Origin of the sequence: Rhizobium brockwellii, from assembly GCF_000769405.2 — a bacterium.
Classification (GTDB): Bacteria; Pseudomonadota; Alphaproteobacteria; order Rhizobiales; family Rhizobiaceae; genus Rhizobium; species Rhizobium brockwellii.
This window is the reverse complement of record NZ_CP053440.1, coordinates 525,942-544,288: the sequence shown is the minus strand read 5'-3', so window position 1 is coordinate 544,288 and position 18,347 is coordinate 525,942. Positions and strand designations below refer to the sequence as shown.

The window sequence follows — 18,347 nt, the reverse complement described above, 5'->3', positions numbered from 1 at the left end:
TTATCAGTGCCGTTGTTATAAGAGCCAAATCCGTCGCCTTGAAGGGAAGCGAACCGGTGACGCCACAATGGCATTGCAAATGTGGGATCTATGTCAGGTTATTCTGCTGCCGTTAGATACTCTAACGGGGCCGTGTATGCGATCGTTCTGGTCCACACCAAACCCAACACTCCATACACCGAAGACTTGGTAGTCATAGGCGCATCCCACCATTGCGTCCACACCTGGAAATGAACCGCAGTCCCAGAGTTCTTGTTCACCGGAAGAGACCTCTTCGCGAAAAGTACGCTTGCAAACAAACCCGGCGACTTGCAGAAGTCTTTGTAGTGCCAGTCCTCGAGGGTCTGAGGCCGCCACGGCTTTGAAGCGGGTGTTCACTTCATTTATTCCTGCAGGTGTTGTCGCAAAATACTTGAACGGCCCAACCTCTGCCTTTGCTCTCTCACCCTTGTACCAGAGAGTGAGAAAAAGGGCCGCAGCTATAAGAAAAACACCATTGACAACAACCAGGAAGCGAAATTTTGATTTATACGATATTTATTACACTTGCTCCACCCGAGATTCCACCACCACGAATTCCACGACTAGCGGCACGACGATGGACAAGACCAAGTGCCGGTCGATAACTCTGCCAATCTTCAAACACAGGGCGGCACGAGCAACGCCACCCCGATGGATGAAGCCTGTGCGGCCCACAACAATTGATCGGCGTCTTCACGAACACCCTGCCGGATAAGCTGTCCCCGTAAAGCTAGACGGTTCACCGACGAGGGTGATCTATGGGCTGGGCCTTGTCGTAAAGGGCTCAGCCCCGTGAGTTTCGGCCTGAAGCGGTCGTTGTCGACTGGCGTTCCCCATCTCACATGCAGGCATCGAAATAGTGAAGCGTATGCAACCCATATCACCCAGTCAAAAGCGCATGGCTTTTTACCGGGATCGTCCGTAGCTGTGACACGTAGGAAGATGCGGCAAACCTCGTTCTGGAGAATTTCTTCGGCCTTGCTGTTGAATCGGTTCCGCTCGGATGTCTCGCCATAACTGGAGCGGCCTCGTAGGGGAGAGTTGCGTTTTAGCGAATCCTGTCTGCAGGCAGTCGGATAACGACACACAAACCATCAGGCCTCCAGTCATAGTCGATCGTTCCATAGAACTGGCCTTCGACGGTGCGCTTCGTCAACCTCGACCCGAATCCCATCCCGCTTGGGACGTTGACCTCCGGGCCGCCCTCTTCCGACCACTGCAGTTCCAGGACGTTCGAGATGCACCAGGACACGAGGAGCCTGCCTTCGGGGCGACTTAACGCTCCGTATTTCGCGGCATTTGTCGCAAGTTCGTGCAGGATCAGCGCGATCCCGGTGACGGCTCTCGGAGAAATCTGTACGTCTTCCGGCCCGGCTACGACGATCCTGCCTCCGTCGTCCTGCACGTACGGTGCGAGGATGTCTTCTATCACCTGACAGAGTGGAACGTCCGTCGGATCGGCGATCTCGGTGAGAGATAGTCCAGGTTGAATGAGTTCGTGGGCGCGGCTCAGAGCACGGAAACGCCCCCGCACCGCCTCAGAAAATTCCTCTGGCGTACGCGCGGATCGGGCGCTCATATTGAGCATCGAGTCCACGAGTGCAAAAACGTTTTTTACACGATGGTTCAACTCGCGCAGCAAAAGCAGGCGTTGCTCTTCAGCCCGCTCGCGGGCGAGTTCGTTTCGGTGCTTCTCGATGGCGATCGCCGTCGTGCGCGTCACCATGCCGATGACTTCGAGGTCGCGCTCGGTCGGTTCCTTCGGCTCGCGATAATAATTCGCGAAAGTGCCGAGGACCCGGCCGTCGGCTGCGAGAATTGGCATCGACCAGCATGCGCGCAGACCATGGCCGATCGCAAGGTCACGAAAATCGGCCCAAAGCGGATCGTTCGCAATATCGCTGACGATGACGGGGCTCGCGGTGAAGGCGGCCGTGCCGCACGATCCGATCCCCTGCCCCACCGGAATCCCGTGAATGGCCGCATTGTATGCTGGCGGCAGACTGGGCGCCGCGCCTTCAAGGAGGTGTTTTCCGTCCTCTGACGTGAAGAGGATGGACGCAAGCATCTCGCCGTTCGACGGTTTTTCGACCATGAGGATGATGTCGCGAAGAACATCCCCCAAAGATCCGCCAGCGGCAACTCTCGTGAGAATGTCGCGCTCGGCGACAAGCAGATCGGAAGAGACGGAGGGCACGTTGATGTAAGTCATGCAGTTCCCGGTCGGAAGCCGGGGCCAGTACGACAGCGGCAAAGTTAACACGATCGTCTTGAAGTAGAGCACCTCAAGCGTTTGTCACCCGCAAACCCGTATTCCAAGAAGGCCAGTCACTCAACACGCCAGTTCGATCAAGCGGGCCCCCCGACGGGCATTTCATCAGATGCCATAGCGCCGATCGAGTTCTTTGAGGGCAGACTGCACCTCAATCGATCGAAACTGGCTCTGGTGTACCTGATCCAGAGCCGCAGGCCCCATCGCCATCGCGTTGCTAGCGGCCTGCTGCAGCATGTTGTCCATCATCGGACGGCCTCAGCGAACGTGTGGGTCCCTGTCACTTCGCAGACGAGACGCGGCGATCGTGTTGTTTTCCGGTGCGAGAAGATCGTGTTTCTCGGCAAAGGCGGCAAACAGGCCCCGCGCGGTCTCTGCTTCGATCTCACCGCGTAATGCGGCCCTGCATGCCTGGAATGCGACCGAGTGAGCCGCGTCTCTCAGTGAAGCCGGCCATTCGACGAGATGCCGGTAGGCGTCCATCACGCTGCGAACCTCTGCCGGAAAGCCTAGGCCGACGAAAATGAAAACAGGGTGTCTGAACATATCGGGTTTCATCGCTCTCTCCTTCCGAACCCGGAATGTTGATGGGCGCCGTAGCCACGGCGCCCTTGTTCTGCGAACGATGCGGTCAGGCCGCCCTCTGCGCTTCGATCTGCACGGGAGCAGCAGAATTTAGTGCGGGAGCGCTCTGGATGGAGATTTTCCGCGGCTTCAGTGACTCTGGGATCTCGCGAACGAGGTCGATCGAAAGAAGACCATTGCTGAGGTCCGCCGCATTCACCCTGACGTGGTCGGCAAGTTCGAACCGATGTTCGAACGGCCGGCCGGCGATGCCGCGATGCAGGTAGCCTTCATTTGCTGCTTCCTGCTTCTTGCCTGTCACGGTCAGAAGATTGGATTGGAAGGTGACGTCGAGATCGTTTTGGGTGAAGCCCGCCACCGCAACCGAAATCCTATAGCTGTCATCGCCGGTCTTAATGATGTCATAGGGCGGCCAGTCGCTGATCGAGCGGGCGCGCTGGGCGTTTTCGAGAAGATGGAAGACCCGGTCGAACCCGACACTCGAACGGTAGAGAGGTGCATAATCGTATGATGTTGCCATAGCCATATCCTCCTTGAAGCAACATGGTACGGAAGCGCCGAAAGACGGCGCCTCCAGCAAGGCCAGCCCTTCTTTGGCGGCTGGCGACAACCGATTTGGTTTTTGAGAATTTCGGAATCAAGAGCGGCAGCAGAAAAAATTTTACGCGGGCTCTTCACCCGGCCTCCAGCCTCATCAAGCTCAAAGGCCACGGTGTTCTGCATATCGTGTTACGCCGTAGGAGGTATGTGATCGGTCTAGCCCCTGAATTCGATCTCGGCGATCAGCGTTGGGTCCGTGAAGACATAGTTCCTGGCTCGAGTGGGACCACCGGTGTCCTGTTTTTCACGTCTCGAGCGTCTGCTTCAGATGGGCAGCGACCTTCTGCTTGCCCGTGTCAACGGCGCCGACGTAGTCTCAGTCATCGCCGCGACGAGCCGCAAGCAGCAGGCTGCCGATGCCCCCTCGCGCCGGGCCAACTGCCGTATCCAACGATCGTGAGACTGTAATGAACTGGATGTCGTCCAGCCCGTTATCGCCGGAGCACTGTTTGCACACGAGGAGCGGAACGCGATGGCCGAAAGACGGGATTTCAACGCAGGGGAATTCGCCGACCATCTTGCATCGATGACGGACGAGGAGTTGTTCATGCTCATGCAGGATCTTGAAGGGGAGAGCGATAACATCGCAGTCGAGGCGCGCGGGACAAGCGATGTGTTCGTCAAGATCGCACTGGTTGAGACTGCCATCGAGGACCGCTTTCCTGGCCAGTTGTTGGCACCCTACAAGGAGTGGCAGCAACGAACTAATGTTTGAGATCGACACGGTAGGGGCTCTCCCGGACGCAACGAGAGGCGCTGGCAGCTATCGAATGTTCCGACGCCAGCGCAATCCGGCCTTTTCTTTCTCGCCGTGCAGCAACTCTTTGACCTGTTGTTTTTGTCGGATCGGGGGCGCTCGCCTTGCGGCCGTCCGATCAAGGAGTTGACCTCATTCCCATCAGCCTCTTCATCCCTTGGATGTTTGGATTTGCTCGCCGCCTTGGCACGGCAAATTTGCGCGGCTGGCCCATATCGATCCGCTGCTTCAACCCGTCAGTCGTCTTCCTTCGATGCGACGTGCGGCCCAGATAGTGATCGCGACCTCCTCTACGGCGCCGCCCGAAAACGACAATGTTTCCCGTTTTCCTGATCCCCGGTACAGAAGTCGACCCGCAGTGCGATCGCACTGTCATCGTAGTCTTGCCGACACTAGGATGCTCGTGGTTTCGATTGCGGAGGATCCAAGGTGCCCTGCGGCGACACCCTCCCTCTCAGCGCCCGCCGTGCCCGCTGTTTTATCGTAGGCAATTGGCGGATAGCAGTGCCGACCGGGAATAAGAAAAAAACGCGAGTAATTTCAGCGTGGCATCTTCCATAAGGGAGCGGGCCGGATAGATAAATATGCGCTGTCGGTTGCCGATAACCGCTGGCGAGTTCAAAGGAGCCTTAGTTGAGCGACAATTCCAGCGCGGTGACTTCGCCCCCACTTCAGCCTGAGCTGGACTTTCTGTCCGGCGGAGGCGAAATGGGAGCACTCATGCGATCCCACGACTGGACAGCAAGCCCGCTTGGTCCAGCACACCAATGGCCACAGAGCCTGAAGACTGCAGTTCGGATCATGCTTCTGTCTCGCCAGCCGATTTGGATCGGCTGGGGCGATGCGTTGGTCTACCTCTATAACGACTCTTACAAGTCCATCATCGGTGGGAAGCACCCTTGGGCGCTTGGAAAACCCACCGCCGACGTCTGGCGTGAAATCTGGGCCGATATCGGACCGATGCTTGCGACTGCGATGACCGGCCACGAAGGCACTTACGTCGAAGAGCAGCTGCTTATCATGGAGCGCAACGGCTATCCTGAGGAGACATATTACACGTTTTCCTACACGCCGATCCCTGACGACGACGGCACGCCTGGCGGTATCATTTGTGCCAACACGGAAGACACGCAGCGCGTCATCGGCGAGCGGCAGCTTGCTCTTCTCCGGGAACTGGCAACGACATCGTCGGACGCGCGGACTTGGTGGGACGCGTGCGAACGCGGAGCCGCCGCACTCAGGGTGAATGCCTTCGACTTGCCATTTGCCTTGCTCTATATGACCGGCCCTGACGGAGACGTCGCCGAACTCGTCGCGACCTCTGGCATTGATGTCGGGCAATCGAATTTTCCGACGACGATTGATCTCACAGAGGGCTCAGTATGGCCGATCGAGCAGGCCCTGCGGTGTCAATATCCGGTGTTCGTGGCCGACCTCTCCGGGAAGGCTGGTCCAGATATTCCAGCTGGCAAGTGGCGCGTTCCACCAACAGACGCCGCAGTCATTCCGGTCATGCCGACAGGTGAAACGGGAAGAGCCGGCGCCCTAATCATTGGCCTTAACCCGTATCGTCTATTCGACGACGCGTACCGTAGCTTTTTGCAATTGGTCGCAGGCCAGATCGCCGGTTCGATTGCCAACGCCCAGGCCTATGAGGAAGAGCGTCGTCGGTCGGAGGCGTTGGCGGAATTAGACCGGGCGAAGACGACGTTCTTTTCGAATGTCAGCCATGAATTCCGCACACCCCTTACATTGATGCTCGGGCCGCTTGAGGAGGCGCTGGCGGACGTAGGCGAGGATCCAGAAACGCAGGCCCGACTGGAGGTCGTACACCGCAACGGCATGCGGCTGCTGAAGCTAGTCAACTCGCTCCTCGACTTCTCACGAATCGAGGCGGGGCGCACGAAGGCAAGCTTCGAGCCGACTGATCTCAGTACGATGACGGCTGAACTCGCCAGCAACTTTCGATCGCTCACGGAAAAGGCGGGTCTCAAGCTCGTCCTCGAATGCGCGCCTTCGCCGGAGCGCGTGTTCGTCGATCGCGACATGTGGGAGAAGATCGTTCTCAACCTCCTCTCCAATGCCTTTAAATTTACGTTCGAGGGCAAGATTCGCGTTGGCTTGACTTACGATGACAAAGCGGCCCTGCTCGTCGTAGAGGACAGCGGCACCGGTATTCCGGCAAGCGAGCTTCCCCGGCTCTTCGAGAGGTTCCACCGCGTCGAGGGTGCCAAGGGCCGGAGCTTCGAAGGCAGTGGAATTGGTCTGGCCCTGGTTCAGGAGCTGGTCAAACTGCACGGCGGGACCATCGATGTCACCAGTGAAGAAGGCCGCGGCACAGCGTTTACCGTCACGATCCCTAAGGGGTCGCAGCATCTGCCTCAGGATAGATTGCAGGCGGGCCGGGCGTTTGCCTCCACGGCAGTTCAGGCTGGCGCTTTTGTCGATGAGGCGCTCAAGTGGCTTCCCGACCAGCCTGAAAACGACGAAGCGTCGGAAGATGCGACAACGACGACCGGCTTGGGCTTGCACCAGCGAATCCTCCTCGCCGACGACAACGCCGACATGCGCGATTACGTTCGCCGTCTCCTGAGTGCAGACTATGAGGTCGAAACAGTCAACGACGGCCAGGCCGCCCTAGAGGCCATCCGCGCCCGGCGGCCGGACCTTGTGCTTTCCGACGTTATGATGCCGCGGCTCGATGGATTCGGTTTGATCCAGGCCATTCGCCGCGAGCCCGAGCTTGCAGACATTCCGATCATCGTTCTGTCTGCGCGCGCCGGCGAGGAAGCCAGAGTCGAGGGTCTGAGTGCCGGCGCCGATGACTACCTCGTCAAGCCGTTCTCCGCCCGAGAACTGGCTGCCCGAGTGGCAGCGGCACTCGCAATGATGAAGGTCAGGCGCGAGATGGGCGAGCGCCTGCGCGAAGAAGCCCGCTCATTGGAAACGCTCAACCGCGTTGGCAGCGTCATTGCAGCCGAGCTCGATCTCGATCAGGCCGTCCAGGCTGTCACCGATGCGGCAACCGAACTGACCGGTGCGCAGTTTGGCTCGTTTTTCTACAACGTCCTTGATGACAAAGGTGAAAGCTACATGCTCTACACGCTCTCGGGCGTGCCGCGTGAAGCGTTTTCCTCCTTCCCGATGCCTCGCAACACCGCAGTATTCGGGCCGACCTTCGCTGGAGAGGGCATTGTCCGATCCGATGATATCACCAAGGATCCACGATACGGCAAGAACGCACCACATCACGGGATGCCCAAGGGACATCTGCCGGTCTGCAGTTATCTCGCTGCTCCGGTGATCTCCCGATCGGGTGAAGTACTCGGTGGGTTGTTCTTCGGACACTCCGAGCCGGGGATTTTCACGGAGCGCGCCGAGCGGCTGCTGTCGGGCATAGCGGCACAGGCGACGATCGCCATCGACAATGCCCGTCTTTACAAGGCGGCTCAGAAAGAGATCGCCGAGCGGGTCAGAACCGAGGAAGCTCTGCGAAAGAGTGAAGCACGGCTCTCCCATCTCAACGAGAATCTCGAAGCCACGGTGGCGGAGAGGACGCAGGAGCGCGATCGTACCTGGAACCTGAGCCGTGACCTTCTTGGTGTTGCAGATCGCCATGGCGTATGGCTCAGCATCAATCCCGCCTGGACGTCAACGCTCGGTTGGCAGACTGACGAAATTACCGGCAAAACATCCGAGTGGCTCGAACATCCCGAAGACCAGGCGAAAACCAGGAGCGAGATCAACCATCTCGCGAGCGGCGGAATCACGCCCAACTTCGAAAACCGTCTCCGATGCGCCGATGGGACCTACAAATGGCTATCCTGGACTGCAGTGCCGGATGGCGACCTCATCTATGCCGTTGCTCGAGACGTGACCGCCGCGAAAGAGCAGGCCGAAACCCTGCGACAAGCCGAGGAGCAGCTTCGCCAATCGCAAAAGCTGGAAGCTGTCGGAAAGTTGACGGGCGGGGTGGCCCACGACTTCAATAACTTGCTACAGGTGATCGGCGGGAACCTCCAGCTGTTGTCCAAAGATATGGTCGTACATGAGAAGGCACAGCAGCGGCTGCAAAATGCGCTTGCCGGCGTCACGCGTGGGTCGAAACTTGCATCCCAGCTTCTAGCCTTTGGGCGACGACAGGCACTGGAGCCGAAAGTGGTCAACCTCGGCCGGTTGATCCGCAGCTTCGACGACATGCTTCGACGCGCAATTGGAGAAGGGATCGAGATCGAGACTGTTGTTTCCGGCGGTTTGTGGAATACACTTGTCGACCCCAGCCAGGTCGAGAACGCGCTCCTCAACCTTGCCATCAATGCGCGCGATGCCATGGAGGGGCACGGCAAGCTGACCATCGAAGCAGGTAATGCGTCGCTCGATGACGCCTATGCCGCAAGACACGCGGACGTGGCGGCTGGGCAATATGTAATGTTGGCGGTGACTGACACCGGTTCGGGTATGACGCCGGAGATCATAGAGCAGGCATTCGAACCGTTCTTCACGACAAAGGCAGCTGGCAAGGGAACGGGCCTTGGCCTCAGCATGGTCTGGGGTTTGGTGAAACAGTCCGAAGGACACATCAAGATCTACAGCGAACCTGGAGAGGGGACGACCATTCGCATCTACCTGCCTCGGTCGCGCCAGCAGGAGGATCTTGCGGTCGATATGGACACTGGGCCGGTCGTTGGCGGGACCGAAACCGTGCTTGTCGTCGAGGACGACGAAGAGGTTCGCGCAACTGTCGTCGAATTACTTACTGACCTCGGCTACAAGGTCCTGCGCGCGACCGATGCCCAAACCGGGCTTGCGGTCATCGACAGCGGTGTCCCGATCGATCTTTTGTTCACGGACGTCGTCATGCCCGGGCCATTGCGCAGCCCGGAACTGGCCCGGAAAGCCAAGGAGCGCTTGCCGCACATCGCCGTCCTCTTCACCTCCGGCTACACCGACAACGCCATCGTCCATGGCGGACGTCTGGACGAGGGGATCGAGCTCCTGAGCAAGCCTTATACGCGCGAAGCCTTGGCGCGAAAGGTGCGGTACGTGCTCGGCAACCGCCAGTCGGCCCAACCGGCTCCGTCCCCACCGCCGCCAACAGCGTCCGCCGAAACCGTTGCGACGGCTTCGCTCACTTCCCCACTACGCATCCTGCTGGTCGAGGACGAACCGCTCATCCTGATGAGCACGACCGATATGCTGGAAACTTTGGGCCATATGGTCTTCGAGGCTACGAGCGCGGAAGAGGCTCTTTCGGTCCTTGAACAGGAAGACGTCGATGTGCTGATGACGGACCATGGACTGCCCGGTATGTCCGGCGCCGATCTCGCTGTAGCTTGTCGGCGCCGACAACCAGAGCTAGCGATTGTGTTCTCATCGGGGATGATCGGCATTCCGCAGATCGATGGCCACCAGTTGATCTCTGACGCTGTACTTCTCGGTAAACCCTACGAGCAAGCCGGCCTGGCGACGGCTCTGGCACAGTTTCGAAGGAAGTAGTCGGTACCTAGCGCGGCGGGAAGAGCTCTCTCGAAGACTTTCAGCCGGATCGCTGCTGGTCGGTCGCGAGCACGTGCTTTACGTGAGCGCGTTCGGAAACAAGATAGACCAGTTCCCGGTAGTCGTATGGCTTGAGCAAGAAGAAAACGCCGGGGTCGATCTGCGAGCGGACATCGCGGCCCGATGCGACCCATACGCTCGTCTCGGGTCGCGTGGATCTCACAAGCCTCATCAGGTCAAGTCCACTCAATCCGCCCGGCATGTCGACATCGGTAATCATACCGTCCAAATGATCGCATCTCCCCAGCACTGCGACGGCTTCCAAAGCGTTGGCGGCTTCGATGACGGTATGACCTGCATCCACGAGTTCATCCGACAAGAGAAAGCGGATTAACGGCTCGTCTTCGACGACGAGAATAACGGCCATAAGCTCGATCCCCACTTTATGTGATCGCCTAACGCGGCTCGACGCGGGAGTGTTGCCCCCTCGTTTTAGAATCCGCTTACATCTTTAATAAAATCTGAATCAATGGCTGCCGGTTGGAGGCTGCTCATAGGGTGGTTTCCAAAATTTCGTAGGGGCGCAATCGAGATTTTCGTGCAGCAGCATCTGAGGCTAAGCCAGCTCTCAACTCGTGGAACGAGGGTGAGGCTGGGCAATCACAGCTGGAAATATCTCGCTGGAGAAAATGCAACGACCAGCTCGCCGGGATGCGAAAGCGTGCAGCATTATGTGGAACTCCGACATCAAGCCGATGCTGGAGTTCTCGACGTTCCGACGCGAGCCCTGGCTTTCCTCCTGTTGTTGGGATCGCTCGCATGCCGAAAACCTTCCGAGGGATGTGGGAACCGGCGCCCCTCAAGCACAACCCGGTGCCTGGTCGCCTACACCCCGGCGCGCGGCCAGATATTGGCAAGGCGGTCGCCCTGGTGGTCGAAGACAGCGAGATCATTCGAATGGGTGCCGTCGACCTGGTACGATCTGCCGGCTACGAGGCGTTTGAAGCGAGCAACGCCGACGAGGCTATTCGTATCCTGGAGTCCAGAGTCGACATCGACCTGGTGTTCACCGACGTACAGATGCCGGGAACGATGGACGGCATCAAGCTGTCCCACTATATCCGCGATCGATGGCCGCCGGTGAAGCTGATCGTTGCTTCCGGCAAGGCAATCCTCGAAGAGAGCAGCCTTCCTGAGGGAAGCCGGTTCTTCCCAAAGCCCTACAGCGATCATGCCATTGCAGACGCAATGGCAGGCATGCTTTCGGGCGATTAGATTCCCGCCGCACAAGGCGCCGCGTCAGCCGCCGAAGCTGTCTTGTGCAAAATTCTGTTGTATGGCTGGTAGGGAGAGAGACCGACCGTGAACAAGGCAGACATGTCGATTCAGCGTACGAGCTTTTACGTCCTTCTGGCGGTTGTGACGATCGCGTTCATCTGGCTGCTTGTCCCCTATTACACCGCTGTCTTCTGGGCCGTGATCCTCGCGATCATTTTCTTTCCCGTTCACAAGCGACTGGAGCGTTTGTTAGGGGGCCGACGCAGCATTGCCGCCCTGCTTACGGTGTTGATGTGCATATGCCTCGTTATCATTCCGGCAATGATCATTCTCGGTTCTCTTATCCAGGAAGGAACGAGCCTGTACCAACGGATCAGCAGCAACGAAATCGATCTCAATGGATATCTGGTCCGGATCCAGAATGCCTTGCCCGCTTTCATCGACAACTGGCTGACCTCACTGAAGCTCGGCGGGTTTTCGGAACTGCTCGGGAATATCTCCTCAGGCGTCGTGCAGGCAAGCCGATCCGTCGGCGGCAGCCTGCTGAGCCTTGGTCAAAACACGCTGCAGTTCTTCATCAGCTTCGGCATCATGCTGTATCTGCTTTTCTTCCTGTTCAGGGATGGCGCTGGCCTCAGCGGCAAGATCCGACATGCAATCCCGTTGAGCGACGACTATACGCGGCAGTTTCTCGACAAGTTTTCCGCTGTCGTGCGCGCCACCGTCAAGGGAAACATCATCATCGCGATCACCCAGGGCACGATCGGCGGCGTGGCATTCTGGGCTCTGGGGGTCGAGGCCGCCCTCCTATGGGGTGTGACGATGACGTTCCTGTCGATGCTGCCTGCAATTGGAGCCGCGCTCGTATGGATTCCCGCAGCCATCTGGCTTGTCCTCACGGGTGCCTGGCTGAAAGCAGCGATCCTGGTCCTCATCGGCGTATTCGTCATAGGGCTGATCGACAATCTGCTGCGTCCACCATTGGTCGGTAAGGGAACGCGGCTGCCCGACTACGTCGTGCTGATCTCGACAGTCGGCGGCATCTCCCTGTTCGGCATCAACGGCTTCGTCATCGGCCCCTTGATCGCCGCCTTGTTTATCGCCGCATGGTCAATTTTTGCCGAACAGCAAAGCGCTGAAAGGGCAAAATCTAAAAGAATTGAATAAGAATTCACCGGCTTCCCGGCACTTTAAAACGGACGGGAGTGACGAAGCTAGGTGATGGACGAGCTTGCGAGCCTGTCTGATAGATGCGGTGGCTCGTTCCCACGCCGACGCCCAGAGAACCGGAAACAATAATGGCACAAATTCGTATCCATCACCGCACGATTTATCACTACCATTATGCGGTCAATCTCAGGCCTCACCGGCTGATGTTGAGGCCGCGCGAGAGCCCCGATCTCCGGCTGCTGTCGCACGAGGTCTCGATAACACCACGGGCCCAGGTCGGTTGGGCGATCGATGTATTCGGCAACGCCGTTGCCACCGCGGTTTTCGGCGAAATGACCGATGTCCTGTCCGTTGATAGCGTCGCCCTGGTTGACCTTACCGCCGCAGCATGGCCGGTCTTTGCTATTGCAGGCTCCGCCCTCACCTTTCCATTCCGCTATTCGGACGAGGAATGGACGGATCTCGGTGCGCTGACGGCTCGGCAGTATGCCGACCCATCCGAGCAACTTCAGCGGTGGGCACAAGGATTTGTCGCAAGCAATTCGACAGACACGCTGTCGCTTCTCAAGGACATAAGCGCTGGGGTGTCTTCATCGATCTCCTATCGAAGCCGTGAGGCGGAAGGCACACAGACGCCAACCGAAACGCTCAACGGTGGTTGGGGATCATGCCGTGACTTCGCGGTGCTGTTTGCCGAAACTGTCCGTTGTCTGGGCTTTGGAGCGCGTATCGTGTCGGGATACCTGTTCAATCCCGATCAGATATTGCTCGGTTCGCAGGATCAGGGCTCGACCCATGCCTGGGTCGAGGTGTTCGTCCCAGGCGCAGGGTGGATCACATTTGATCCGACAAATCGCAGCATGGGCGGGGCCAATCTCATCCCTGTCGCCGTCACCCGTGATATCGCGCAGTCCGTTCCCGTCGCCGGCAGCTTCGTCGGTGGCTCCGACGCATTCAGATCAATGGACGTGGAGGTCGAGGTGTCTGCTTGAGCTCGCAGCAGGCCCACGAGCATTTTAGTCGTCTAGCCATTCGCACGGATCACGGCCTTAACGAGATTATCGTCAATCATCATCGGAACGGCAGCGTCGACCTCAAGGTAAGGCGGATAGATAGTGGCCGCCAGCGGTTCGCCGGTGGATCGGTTCATTTCTATCGGAGAAACAGCTCAACAACGTGGCCTTCCGATGAAGTTGCCTGCTGTCGATGCAAGCGAGGACCATCAGGCCGGCGGCTACGATCCCTTACCAAATGCTGCTTATTTTAGGGGACAGTAAAGGTGCGCATTAATGCGCCAACGATCAATGTCACCTGCAGCTTCAAGTCGGACACGACTGCAAGTTCGCTTGCACTTGATGGGCGCTGCACCAGCCTCGTCGTTTTTTCCCGGGTCATTAGCGCCGATCTTACGGCGCCAGATGATTCCTATACTGGTTCCTATGTCGGCGCCGGCACTGGCACTGCCCGCCTTGGGGGCAAGCGCGAGGGTGACGCCATCAACCTCGGTATAAACTGGGCAAGAAACGTAAACGGCGATCGACGCGCCCAGATGACGATCGAAAAAATCCGAGCGTCGGGGATGAGGCTGACGACCATCGATACCGATCCCACAACTGGCAAATCGGTAGTCACGAGCCGAATTGACCTGCGTCGGAACTGACCTTGGCGTGCCCGGTTCTGGAGCGTTCACCGCTCTGCGGTTCCCGCTCTTCGCTGGTCGTTTAATGGACAGCGTGCGCCGTTTGCTTTCGGCGGGCGCGGGACCTTCGGCCGTCGATCCATCTCATCGCCGGGGTGACTGCGATACCGTGGACAACGATTGAAGTGAGAACGATAAGGAGGACCGTTGTCCAGACGGTCTCGACACGCTCGAACTCGGCTTGGCCCGTTGCGTATGCCAGGTAGTAGATCGATCCCAGACCCCTGATGCCAAACACAGCGATGATCAGGCTTTCGCCCGGCGGATGTCCGGAGCCGATCAGACTCAGCCAGCCAATGATCGGACGGACAAATACGATCGCCAAGAAGGCGACGACCGCGACCCGCCAATCAATTCCCTCGAGCAGTTGACCGCTTGCCGCGATCGAACCGAGGCAGACCAGTAGAACCATCATCAGCAATCGTTCTATTTGCTCGGCGAAGTCATGCAGTTGCTCATGAAAATCATGGTGCCGTTCACTCGCCCTGAATGCGACGGCCGCAAGGAAGACGGCGACAAAGCCGTAGCCACCAACCAGTTGCGTCAGCCCATACGTGGTGAAGGTCATCCCCAGTGCAACGAAGCCATCCTGCGTCTTCGCGAGGCTGCTTCCTCTCATCCTAAACGACAAAAAGCCGAAGGCCTTTCCCAGCGCCCATCCCACGACGCCGCCCGCGGCCAGTCTCCAGAACACATCCAGAAATGCCCAATGCTGCAAAAGCAGCGTCCCCTCTTTCGCGGCAAGCGCCAGGGCGATGGCAAGATGGACGAACGGGAAACTCAGGCCGTCGTTCAGACCGGCTTCGGATGTCAAAGCAAAGCGGACCTCGTCCTCCTCACCCGTTTGTGGTGGCCCGACCTGCACGTCACTGGCGAGCACCGGATCGGTCGGGGCAAGGCAAGCCCCGAGCAAAACAGCAGACGCCACTCCGAGACCGAGTATCCATGACCCGAGGAATGCCAAAGCGCCGATCGTCAGCGGCATGGCTATGCCGAGAAGCCGCCATGTCGTCATCCACCGTTTCCATCCGATCGGACGGTCGAGTTTCAACCCCGCACCCATCAAAGCGACGATGACGACAATCTCGGTCATCCGCTCAGTAAATTCACGGTTTTCCAGTGGATTGAAGCGCGGGAGAAGTGGGAACGGCGACCACGCAAGCAGCGCGCCAATGGCCAGACACGCGATTGGAAGCGACAATGGGAGCCTTCTCATCATCAGCGGCAACCAGGCCGTGAGAAGGACGACAACACCGAGGATGGTCAGAGTGACGATATACAAATCCATTCACTCTGCCTTTGCCGATGATTCAATTCTTTCTGAGTTCCGGTACCGTATCGCGAATGTGCCGACGACACACGGTTTCAAGCGGACTGCACGGCTTTCTCGACATCCTGGGCAGAGTGGCCCGTTAGATCCTTGGGGATTTCCAGAAGCAGTTTGGCGGAAAGGAACTTGTGATAATGCTTTCGCAGCTCGCCCAGTGAACGCGGTGCAGAAATGACCACGAGATTGACAATCCCGCCCTCCAACACCTGCTTGTTGAGGTATTGAGCGACACCAGCGGAAAATCCGTCTTCCGACATCTGGCTTTCATCCGGGTTCGCCGAGGTGCTTCCGTGGCGACCGCCCGAGCCTTTGGCTTCGTCGTCTATGGAAATGTCAGGCAGCGCGGTTAGACTGAGTTCGGCGCCAGTCCCGGTGTTGCGATAGAGGTCTAGTTTCTCACCGTCGGTCACGGCGACGACTGTCCCTTGCGGAAGTATCATTGGATTTCCCATGAAATTAGCTCGAGCCGCTTCACGAGGAATTTCGCGAACGACGAGAACGTCGCGTTTTCCGCGAAGAAGTACTAGAGACGGCGATTGTGGCTTTTCGACGTGAATTGGTTCTCCCGGTCAAGCACGTCGCCACATTGCCCGCACCATTTGCCGCAAACGAGGACGCTCACCCTTCCCGATCGTTCTAGCTTCCCGCGATATTGAGTGGGCTCGCTGACGGGCTACTGAGCGGTGAAGAACGTCAGCAGGACCTTGCCCTTGTCGCCGAGCAAGCATACGAACCTGTCCGGCTTTCCGGTCTTTTCCTTCCGAGCGATGTAGGCCTCTCCAAGAATGACGGTCTTCACGGCCACATCCTCGACTTTAGTATCAGACTTGCTGATGGCGAGGCTTTCCATGTCCATGACAAGATCGGTGATCTCCGGCGAACGCTCCCGAAGGGCGAGAAGGCCTGTGTTCTTGCAGGCGTTGACTGCCGGATCCTCAGCAGCCTGGGCAGATGCGTTTTCTGTAAGAAGAGCGACAAGGACGGCCGCAACGGCGAGTGCTATACATTTCATGGTCGTTTCTTTCGTGAAAAAAGCCCGCGACCAACGCGGGCTTAAGTGAACTTGAGTGCTCGAATGTGGCTATGCCTTATCGACGACCTTTTTCACGGCATCCTTGACGTCGCCCTTGGCAACCTGGGCCTTGCCCTTGGCTTCCTGTAGGGCACCCTTTGCCTGTTCCTCATGATTATCAACGGCTTTGCCTACGGCCTGCCGGGTCTTGCCGGCGACTTCGTTCGTCGTTCCCTTAATCTTGTCTGCAGTGCTTCCCATCATCATCTCCTTCGTTCGATCCATGCCTCGTCTTCGACCACGCGCACTAGTACATTCCACTTCCCCCATTACAGCGCCTCAACCCGCAGGAGGTTTTAAAGTTCCTCGACCGGAGGCATCGCAGCCAGCCCGTCGCGCTCGTCGCACCACCCGCAACGGGTACCGGCATCGCTCAGGAAGAATCAGGGTCAAAGCAAACATTTGCTGCTCGGAGGCCTAGGAGCTTTGCCGCCAGATGAACCGGATCGTCGTAACCGTCGAGATTAGGACTGTAGTTCCAAGAACCATGTGGGAGATTCCGGAGCCGCTCGAGTGTAAACTCAGGCTCTCTCAGGGGGTGAAAATATTTTGCCCAACCGGCAGCGGCTGATTGCCGCTTTAATCTGCCTGCACAGCCCGGAATTTGCGTACCCTGGCATGCGATCCGCAGGTGTTGTCCGACCACCACCGCCGGTGACCGCCACGGAACTCGTCTAGGAAAAGCCAGCCGCCCAGCGAACGCTGCCCTAGGCCTAACGAGCTGAACTATTCTCTCCGTCCGCCCACGCTGATGGCCGCCGGCTTTTGCCCTCGGCCGCAGCCGATCGCTTGGCCCGCTTAGCAGAGCATCACTGGATTGCGAGAACTGTTAGAGACAACGCAAGCGCTGGAACCATCACCACCACGCCAAGCTTTAGGAAGGTCAATGCCCCGATCTGCAGGCCCTCGCGGCGAAGGGCCGTCAACCACAATATTGTCGCCAGCGATCCGGTGACCGAGAGATTGGGTCCAAGGTCGATACCGATAAGCACGGCGCCAGCGATCTTGTCGGAAACATCGGCTGCGTGGATGGCGCTACCTGCAACGAGTCCGGCCGGCAGATTGTTGACCAGATTGGAAACCAGGGCGACGACACCGCCGGCGATAGCGGCCATCTGCGACGGAGAGGCCGCGGCGCCATCCGAAAGATACCGCGCCAGACCGTCGATCAGCCCCGTCCGGTTCAATGCCTCGACAACAACAAACAGCCCGGCGACCAGCGGCAGCACGCTCCAGGAAACTCCCCTGAGTGTGTCGGCAGGGCTTTTGCGTGTCAGCAACAGGATTGCCGCGGATGTCAGGCAACCAGCGACGAACGTCGGCAGACCGAGATCGAAACCAAGTGCGGATGCACCGAGCAACACCACTGCGGTAACACAAAGTCCTGCTCCCGCAAGCTTTGCGCTCGGCGACAGCGGCACCTTTTGAACGTCGATTGCTACGTCCTCGGCATTGATGACAGCACGCTGCGTCCAGAACAGCGCCAGGAACGTGACTACGATGGAGGCGATGGAAGGTAGTGCGAAGGTGGTAAGCCAGCGCGATAGCGGCGGCATCGTACCGCCGCCGAAGATTACCAGATTGGCCGGATTGGAGATCGGCAGCACGAAGCTCGCGGCATTGGCGATGAAAGCGCAGATCAGAAGATACGGCATCGGATCCTTCACCCTGGCCGCCTGACACGCGGCATAGACCGCAGGCGTCAGTACCACGGCCGTTGCATCATTCGAAAGGAAGACGGTAACGACGGTGCCGACACCATAGATGAGCATGAACAGCCGTTTCGGTGATCCCTTAGCATGGGCGGTCGCAACGGATGCCAACCAATCGAAGAGCCCCTCGCCGCGAGCCAGTTCGGAAAGAAGCATCATGCCGATAAGAAAGAGGTAGACGTCGAGCCCCTTGGCGACGCCGGCCCAGGCATCGGCAATGCCGATCAGCCCGAGAGCAACCAGCAACACCGCCCCAATGACCGCCCAAATCGCTTCCGGAAACGCAAAGGGCCGCGTGATCACACCGAGCGCTGTCAGCCCGGCTATTCCCCAAGTCATCGTCAATGCGTTCATA

Annotated in this window: 16 protein-coding genes and 2 pseudogenes; 6 read left to right on the top strand and 12 right to left on the bottom strand. The window is 58.4% G+C overall.

All coding sequences use genetic code 11. From position 1 onward, the window contains the following. Positions 1–1,069: 1,069 nt before the first annotated feature. From RLCC275e_RS26170 to RLCC275e_RS34800, 5 genes and pseudogenes are all read right to left on the bottom strand, one after another. Positions 1,070–2,305, bottom strand: coding sequence for a sensor histidine kinase (locus RLCC275e_RS26170; RefSeq protein WP_130708030.1), 1,236 nt, complete (start codon positions 2,303–2,305; stop codon positions 1,070–1,072). A gap of 93 nt (positions 2,306–2,398) precedes the next feature. Next, positions 2,399–2,542 carry a hypothetical protein gene (locus tag RLCC275e_RS26165; protein ID WP_165402847.1) on the bottom strand — a complete coding sequence of 48 codons (144 nt, stop codon included), beginning with the start codon at positions 2,540–2,542 and terminating at the stop codon, positions 2,399–2,401. A 9-nt stretch (positions 2,543–2,551) separates the two neighbouring features. After that, positions 2,552–2,851 (bottom strand): DUF982 domain-containing protein, encoded by a 300-nt coding sequence (locus tag RLCC275e_RS26160; protein WP_033184551.1) that lies wholly within the window; start codon positions 2,849–2,851, stop codon positions 2,552–2,554. Between the two features lie 73 nt (positions 2,852–2,924). Further along, complete coding sequence (locus RLCC275e_RS26155; protein WP_033184552.1) at positions 2,925–3,398, bottom strand: Hsp20 family protein; 474 nt, start codon at positions 3,396–3,398, stop codon at positions 2,925–2,927. A gap of 239 nt (positions 3,399–3,637) precedes the next feature. Then, positions 3,638–3,848 (bottom strand): annotated as a pseudogene (locus tag RLCC275e_RS34800) (ATP dependent DNA ligase); the annotation flags it as partial. Between the two features lie 102 nt (positions 3,849–3,950). Between RLCC275e_RS34800 and RLCC275e_RS26150 the strand changes: the two are divergent. After that, on the top strand, positions 3,951–4,193 hold the full coding sequence (locus RLCC275e_RS26150) for a hypothetical protein (RefSeq protein ID WP_033184553.1): 243 nt from the start codon (positions 3,951–3,953) through the stop codon (positions 4,191–4,193). Between the two features lie 675 nt (positions 4,194–4,868). After that, on the top strand, positions 4,869–9,731 hold the full coding sequence (locus RLCC275e_RS26145; protein ID WP_245483537.1) for a response regulator: 4,863 nt from the start codon (positions 4,869–4,871) through the stop codon (positions 9,729–9,731). A 40-nt stretch (positions 9,732–9,771) separates the two neighbouring features. Here RLCC275e_RS26145 and RLCC275e_RS26140 read toward each other — a convergent pair whose 3' ends face one another. After that, positions 9,772–10,158 (bottom strand): response regulator, encoded by a 387-nt coding sequence (locus RLCC275e_RS26140; RefSeq protein WP_033184554.1) that lies wholly within the window; start codon positions 10,156–10,158, stop codon positions 9,772–9,774. A gap of 530 nt (positions 10,159–10,688) precedes the next feature. Between RLCC275e_RS26140 and RLCC275e_RS26135 the strand changes: the two genes are divergently transcribed. The 4 genes and pseudogenes from RLCC275e_RS26135 to RLCC275e_RS26120 form a co-directional block, all read left to right on the top strand. Beyond that, positions 10,689–11,006, top strand: a complete 318-nt coding sequence (locus RLCC275e_RS26135) for a response regulator (RefSeq protein ID WP_050516902.1) — start codon at positions 10,689–10,691, stop codon at positions 11,004–11,006. 102 nt (positions 11,007–11,108) lie between these two features. Beyond that, positions 11,109–12,176: an AI-2E family transporter gene (locus RLCC275e_RS26130; RefSeq protein ID WP_033184555.1), complete on the top strand. Its 1,068-nt coding sequence runs from the start codon at positions 11,109–11,111 to the stop codon at positions 12,174–12,176. 131 nt (positions 12,177–12,307) lie between these two features. Beyond that, positions 12,308–13,171: a transglutaminase family protein gene (locus RLCC275e_RS26125; RefSeq protein ID WP_033184556.1), complete on the top strand. Its 864-nt coding sequence runs from the start codon at positions 12,308–12,310 to the stop codon at positions 13,169–13,171. 275 nt (positions 13,172–13,446) lie between these two features. Then, positions 13,447–13,839 (top strand): annotated as a pseudogene (locus RLCC275e_RS26120) (hypothetical protein); the annotation flags it as partial. Positions 13,840–13,900: 61 nt separating this feature from the next. On the opposite strand, the gene RLCC275e_RS26115 reads toward RLCC275e_RS26120, so the two are convergent. From RLCC275e_RS26115 to RLCC275e_RS26090, 6 genes are all read right to left on the bottom strand, one after another. After that, entirely contained in the window at positions 13,901–15,166 is a 1,266-nt protein-coding gene (locus tag RLCC275e_RS26115; RefSeq protein WP_033184557.1) for a cation:proton antiporter, read from the bottom strand. A 77-nt stretch (positions 15,167–15,243) separates the two neighbouring features. After that, on the bottom strand, positions 15,244–15,648 hold the full coding sequence (locus RLCC275e_RS26110; protein WP_033184558.1) for a host attachment family protein: 405 nt from the start codon (positions 15,646–15,648) through the stop codon (positions 15,244–15,246). Between the two features lie 233 nt (positions 15,649–15,881). Further along, positions 15,882–16,220 (bottom strand): hypothetical protein, encoded by a 339-nt coding sequence (locus tag RLCC275e_RS26105; protein ID WP_033184559.1) that lies wholly within the window; start codon positions 16,218–16,220, stop codon positions 15,882–15,884. Positions 16,221–16,289: 69 nt separating this feature from the next. Then, entirely contained in the window at positions 16,290–16,481 is a 192-nt protein-coding gene (locus tag RLCC275e_RS26100) for a CsbD family protein (protein ID WP_033184625.1), read from the bottom strand. Between the two features lie 378 nt (positions 16,482–16,859). Then, positions 16,860–16,976, bottom strand: coding sequence for a CGNR zinc finger domain-containing protein (locus RLCC275e_RS26095; RefSeq protein WP_245483571.1), 117 nt, complete (start codon positions 16,974–16,976; stop codon positions 16,860–16,862). A 113-nt stretch (positions 16,977–17,089) separates the two neighbouring features. Continuing rightward, positions 17,090–18,346 carry an arsenic transporter gene (locus tag RLCC275e_RS26090; RefSeq protein WP_033184560.1) on the bottom strand — a complete coding sequence of 419 codons (1,257 nt, stop codon included), beginning with the start codon at positions 18,344–18,346 and terminating at the stop codon, positions 17,090–17,092. Position 18,347 lies beyond the last annotated feature (1 nt).

Excerpts from the sequence above, each read along its gene's own strand:
- RLCC275e_RS26135 (WP_050516902.1), top strand. The coding sequence starts at position 10,689 with ATGGGTGCCGTCGACCTGGTACGATCTGCCGGCTACGAGGCGTTTGAA.
- RLCC275e_RS26140 (WP_033184554.1), bottom strand. The coding sequence starts at position 10,158 with ATGGCCGTTATTCTCGTCGTCGAAGACGAGCCGTTAATCCGCTTTCTC.
- RLCC275e_RS26090 (WP_033184560.1), bottom strand. The coding sequence starts at position 18,346 with ATGAACGCATTGACGATGACTTGGGGAATAGCCGGGCTGACAGCGCTC.
- RLCC275e_RS26125 (WP_033184556.1), top strand. The coding sequence starts at position 12,308 with ATGGCACAAATTCGTATCCATCACCGCACGATTTATCACTACCATTAT.
- RLCC275e_RS26105 (WP_033184559.1), bottom strand. The coding sequence starts at position 16,220 with ATGAAATGTATAGCACTCGCCGTTGCGGCCGTCCTTGTCGCTCTTCTT.
- RLCC275e_RS26130 (WP_033184555.1), top strand. The coding sequence starts at position 11,109 with ATGTCGATTCAGCGTACGAGCTTTTACGTCCTTCTGGCGGTTGTGACG.
- RLCC275e_RS26155 (WP_033184552.1), bottom strand. The coding sequence starts at position 3,398 with ATGGCAACATCATACGATTATGCACCTCTCTACCGTTCGAGTGTCGGG.
- RLCC275e_RS26115 (WP_033184557.1), bottom strand. The coding sequence starts at position 15,166 with ATGGATTTGTATATCGTCACTCTGACCATCCTCGGTGTTGTCGTCCTT.
- RLCC275e_RS26165 (WP_165402847.1), bottom strand. The coding sequence starts at position 2,542 with ATGATGGACAACATGCTGCAGCAGGCCGCTAGCAACGCGATGGCGATG.
- RLCC275e_RS26160 (WP_033184551.1), bottom strand. The coding sequence starts at position 2,851 with ATGAAACCCGATATGTTCAGACACCCTGTTTTCATTTTCGTCGGCCTA.
- RLCC275e_RS26150 (WP_033184553.1), top strand. The coding sequence starts at position 3,951 with ATGGCCGAAAGACGGGATTTCAACGCAGGGGAATTCGCCGACCATCTT.
- RLCC275e_RS26100 (WP_033184625.1), bottom strand. The coding sequence starts at position 16,481 with ATGGGAAGCACTGCAGACAAGATTAAGGGAACGACGAACGAAGTCGCC.
- RLCC275e_RS26110 (WP_033184558.1), bottom strand. The coding sequence starts at position 15,648 with ATGATACTTCCGCAAGGGACAGTCGTCGCCGTGACCGACGGTGAGAAA.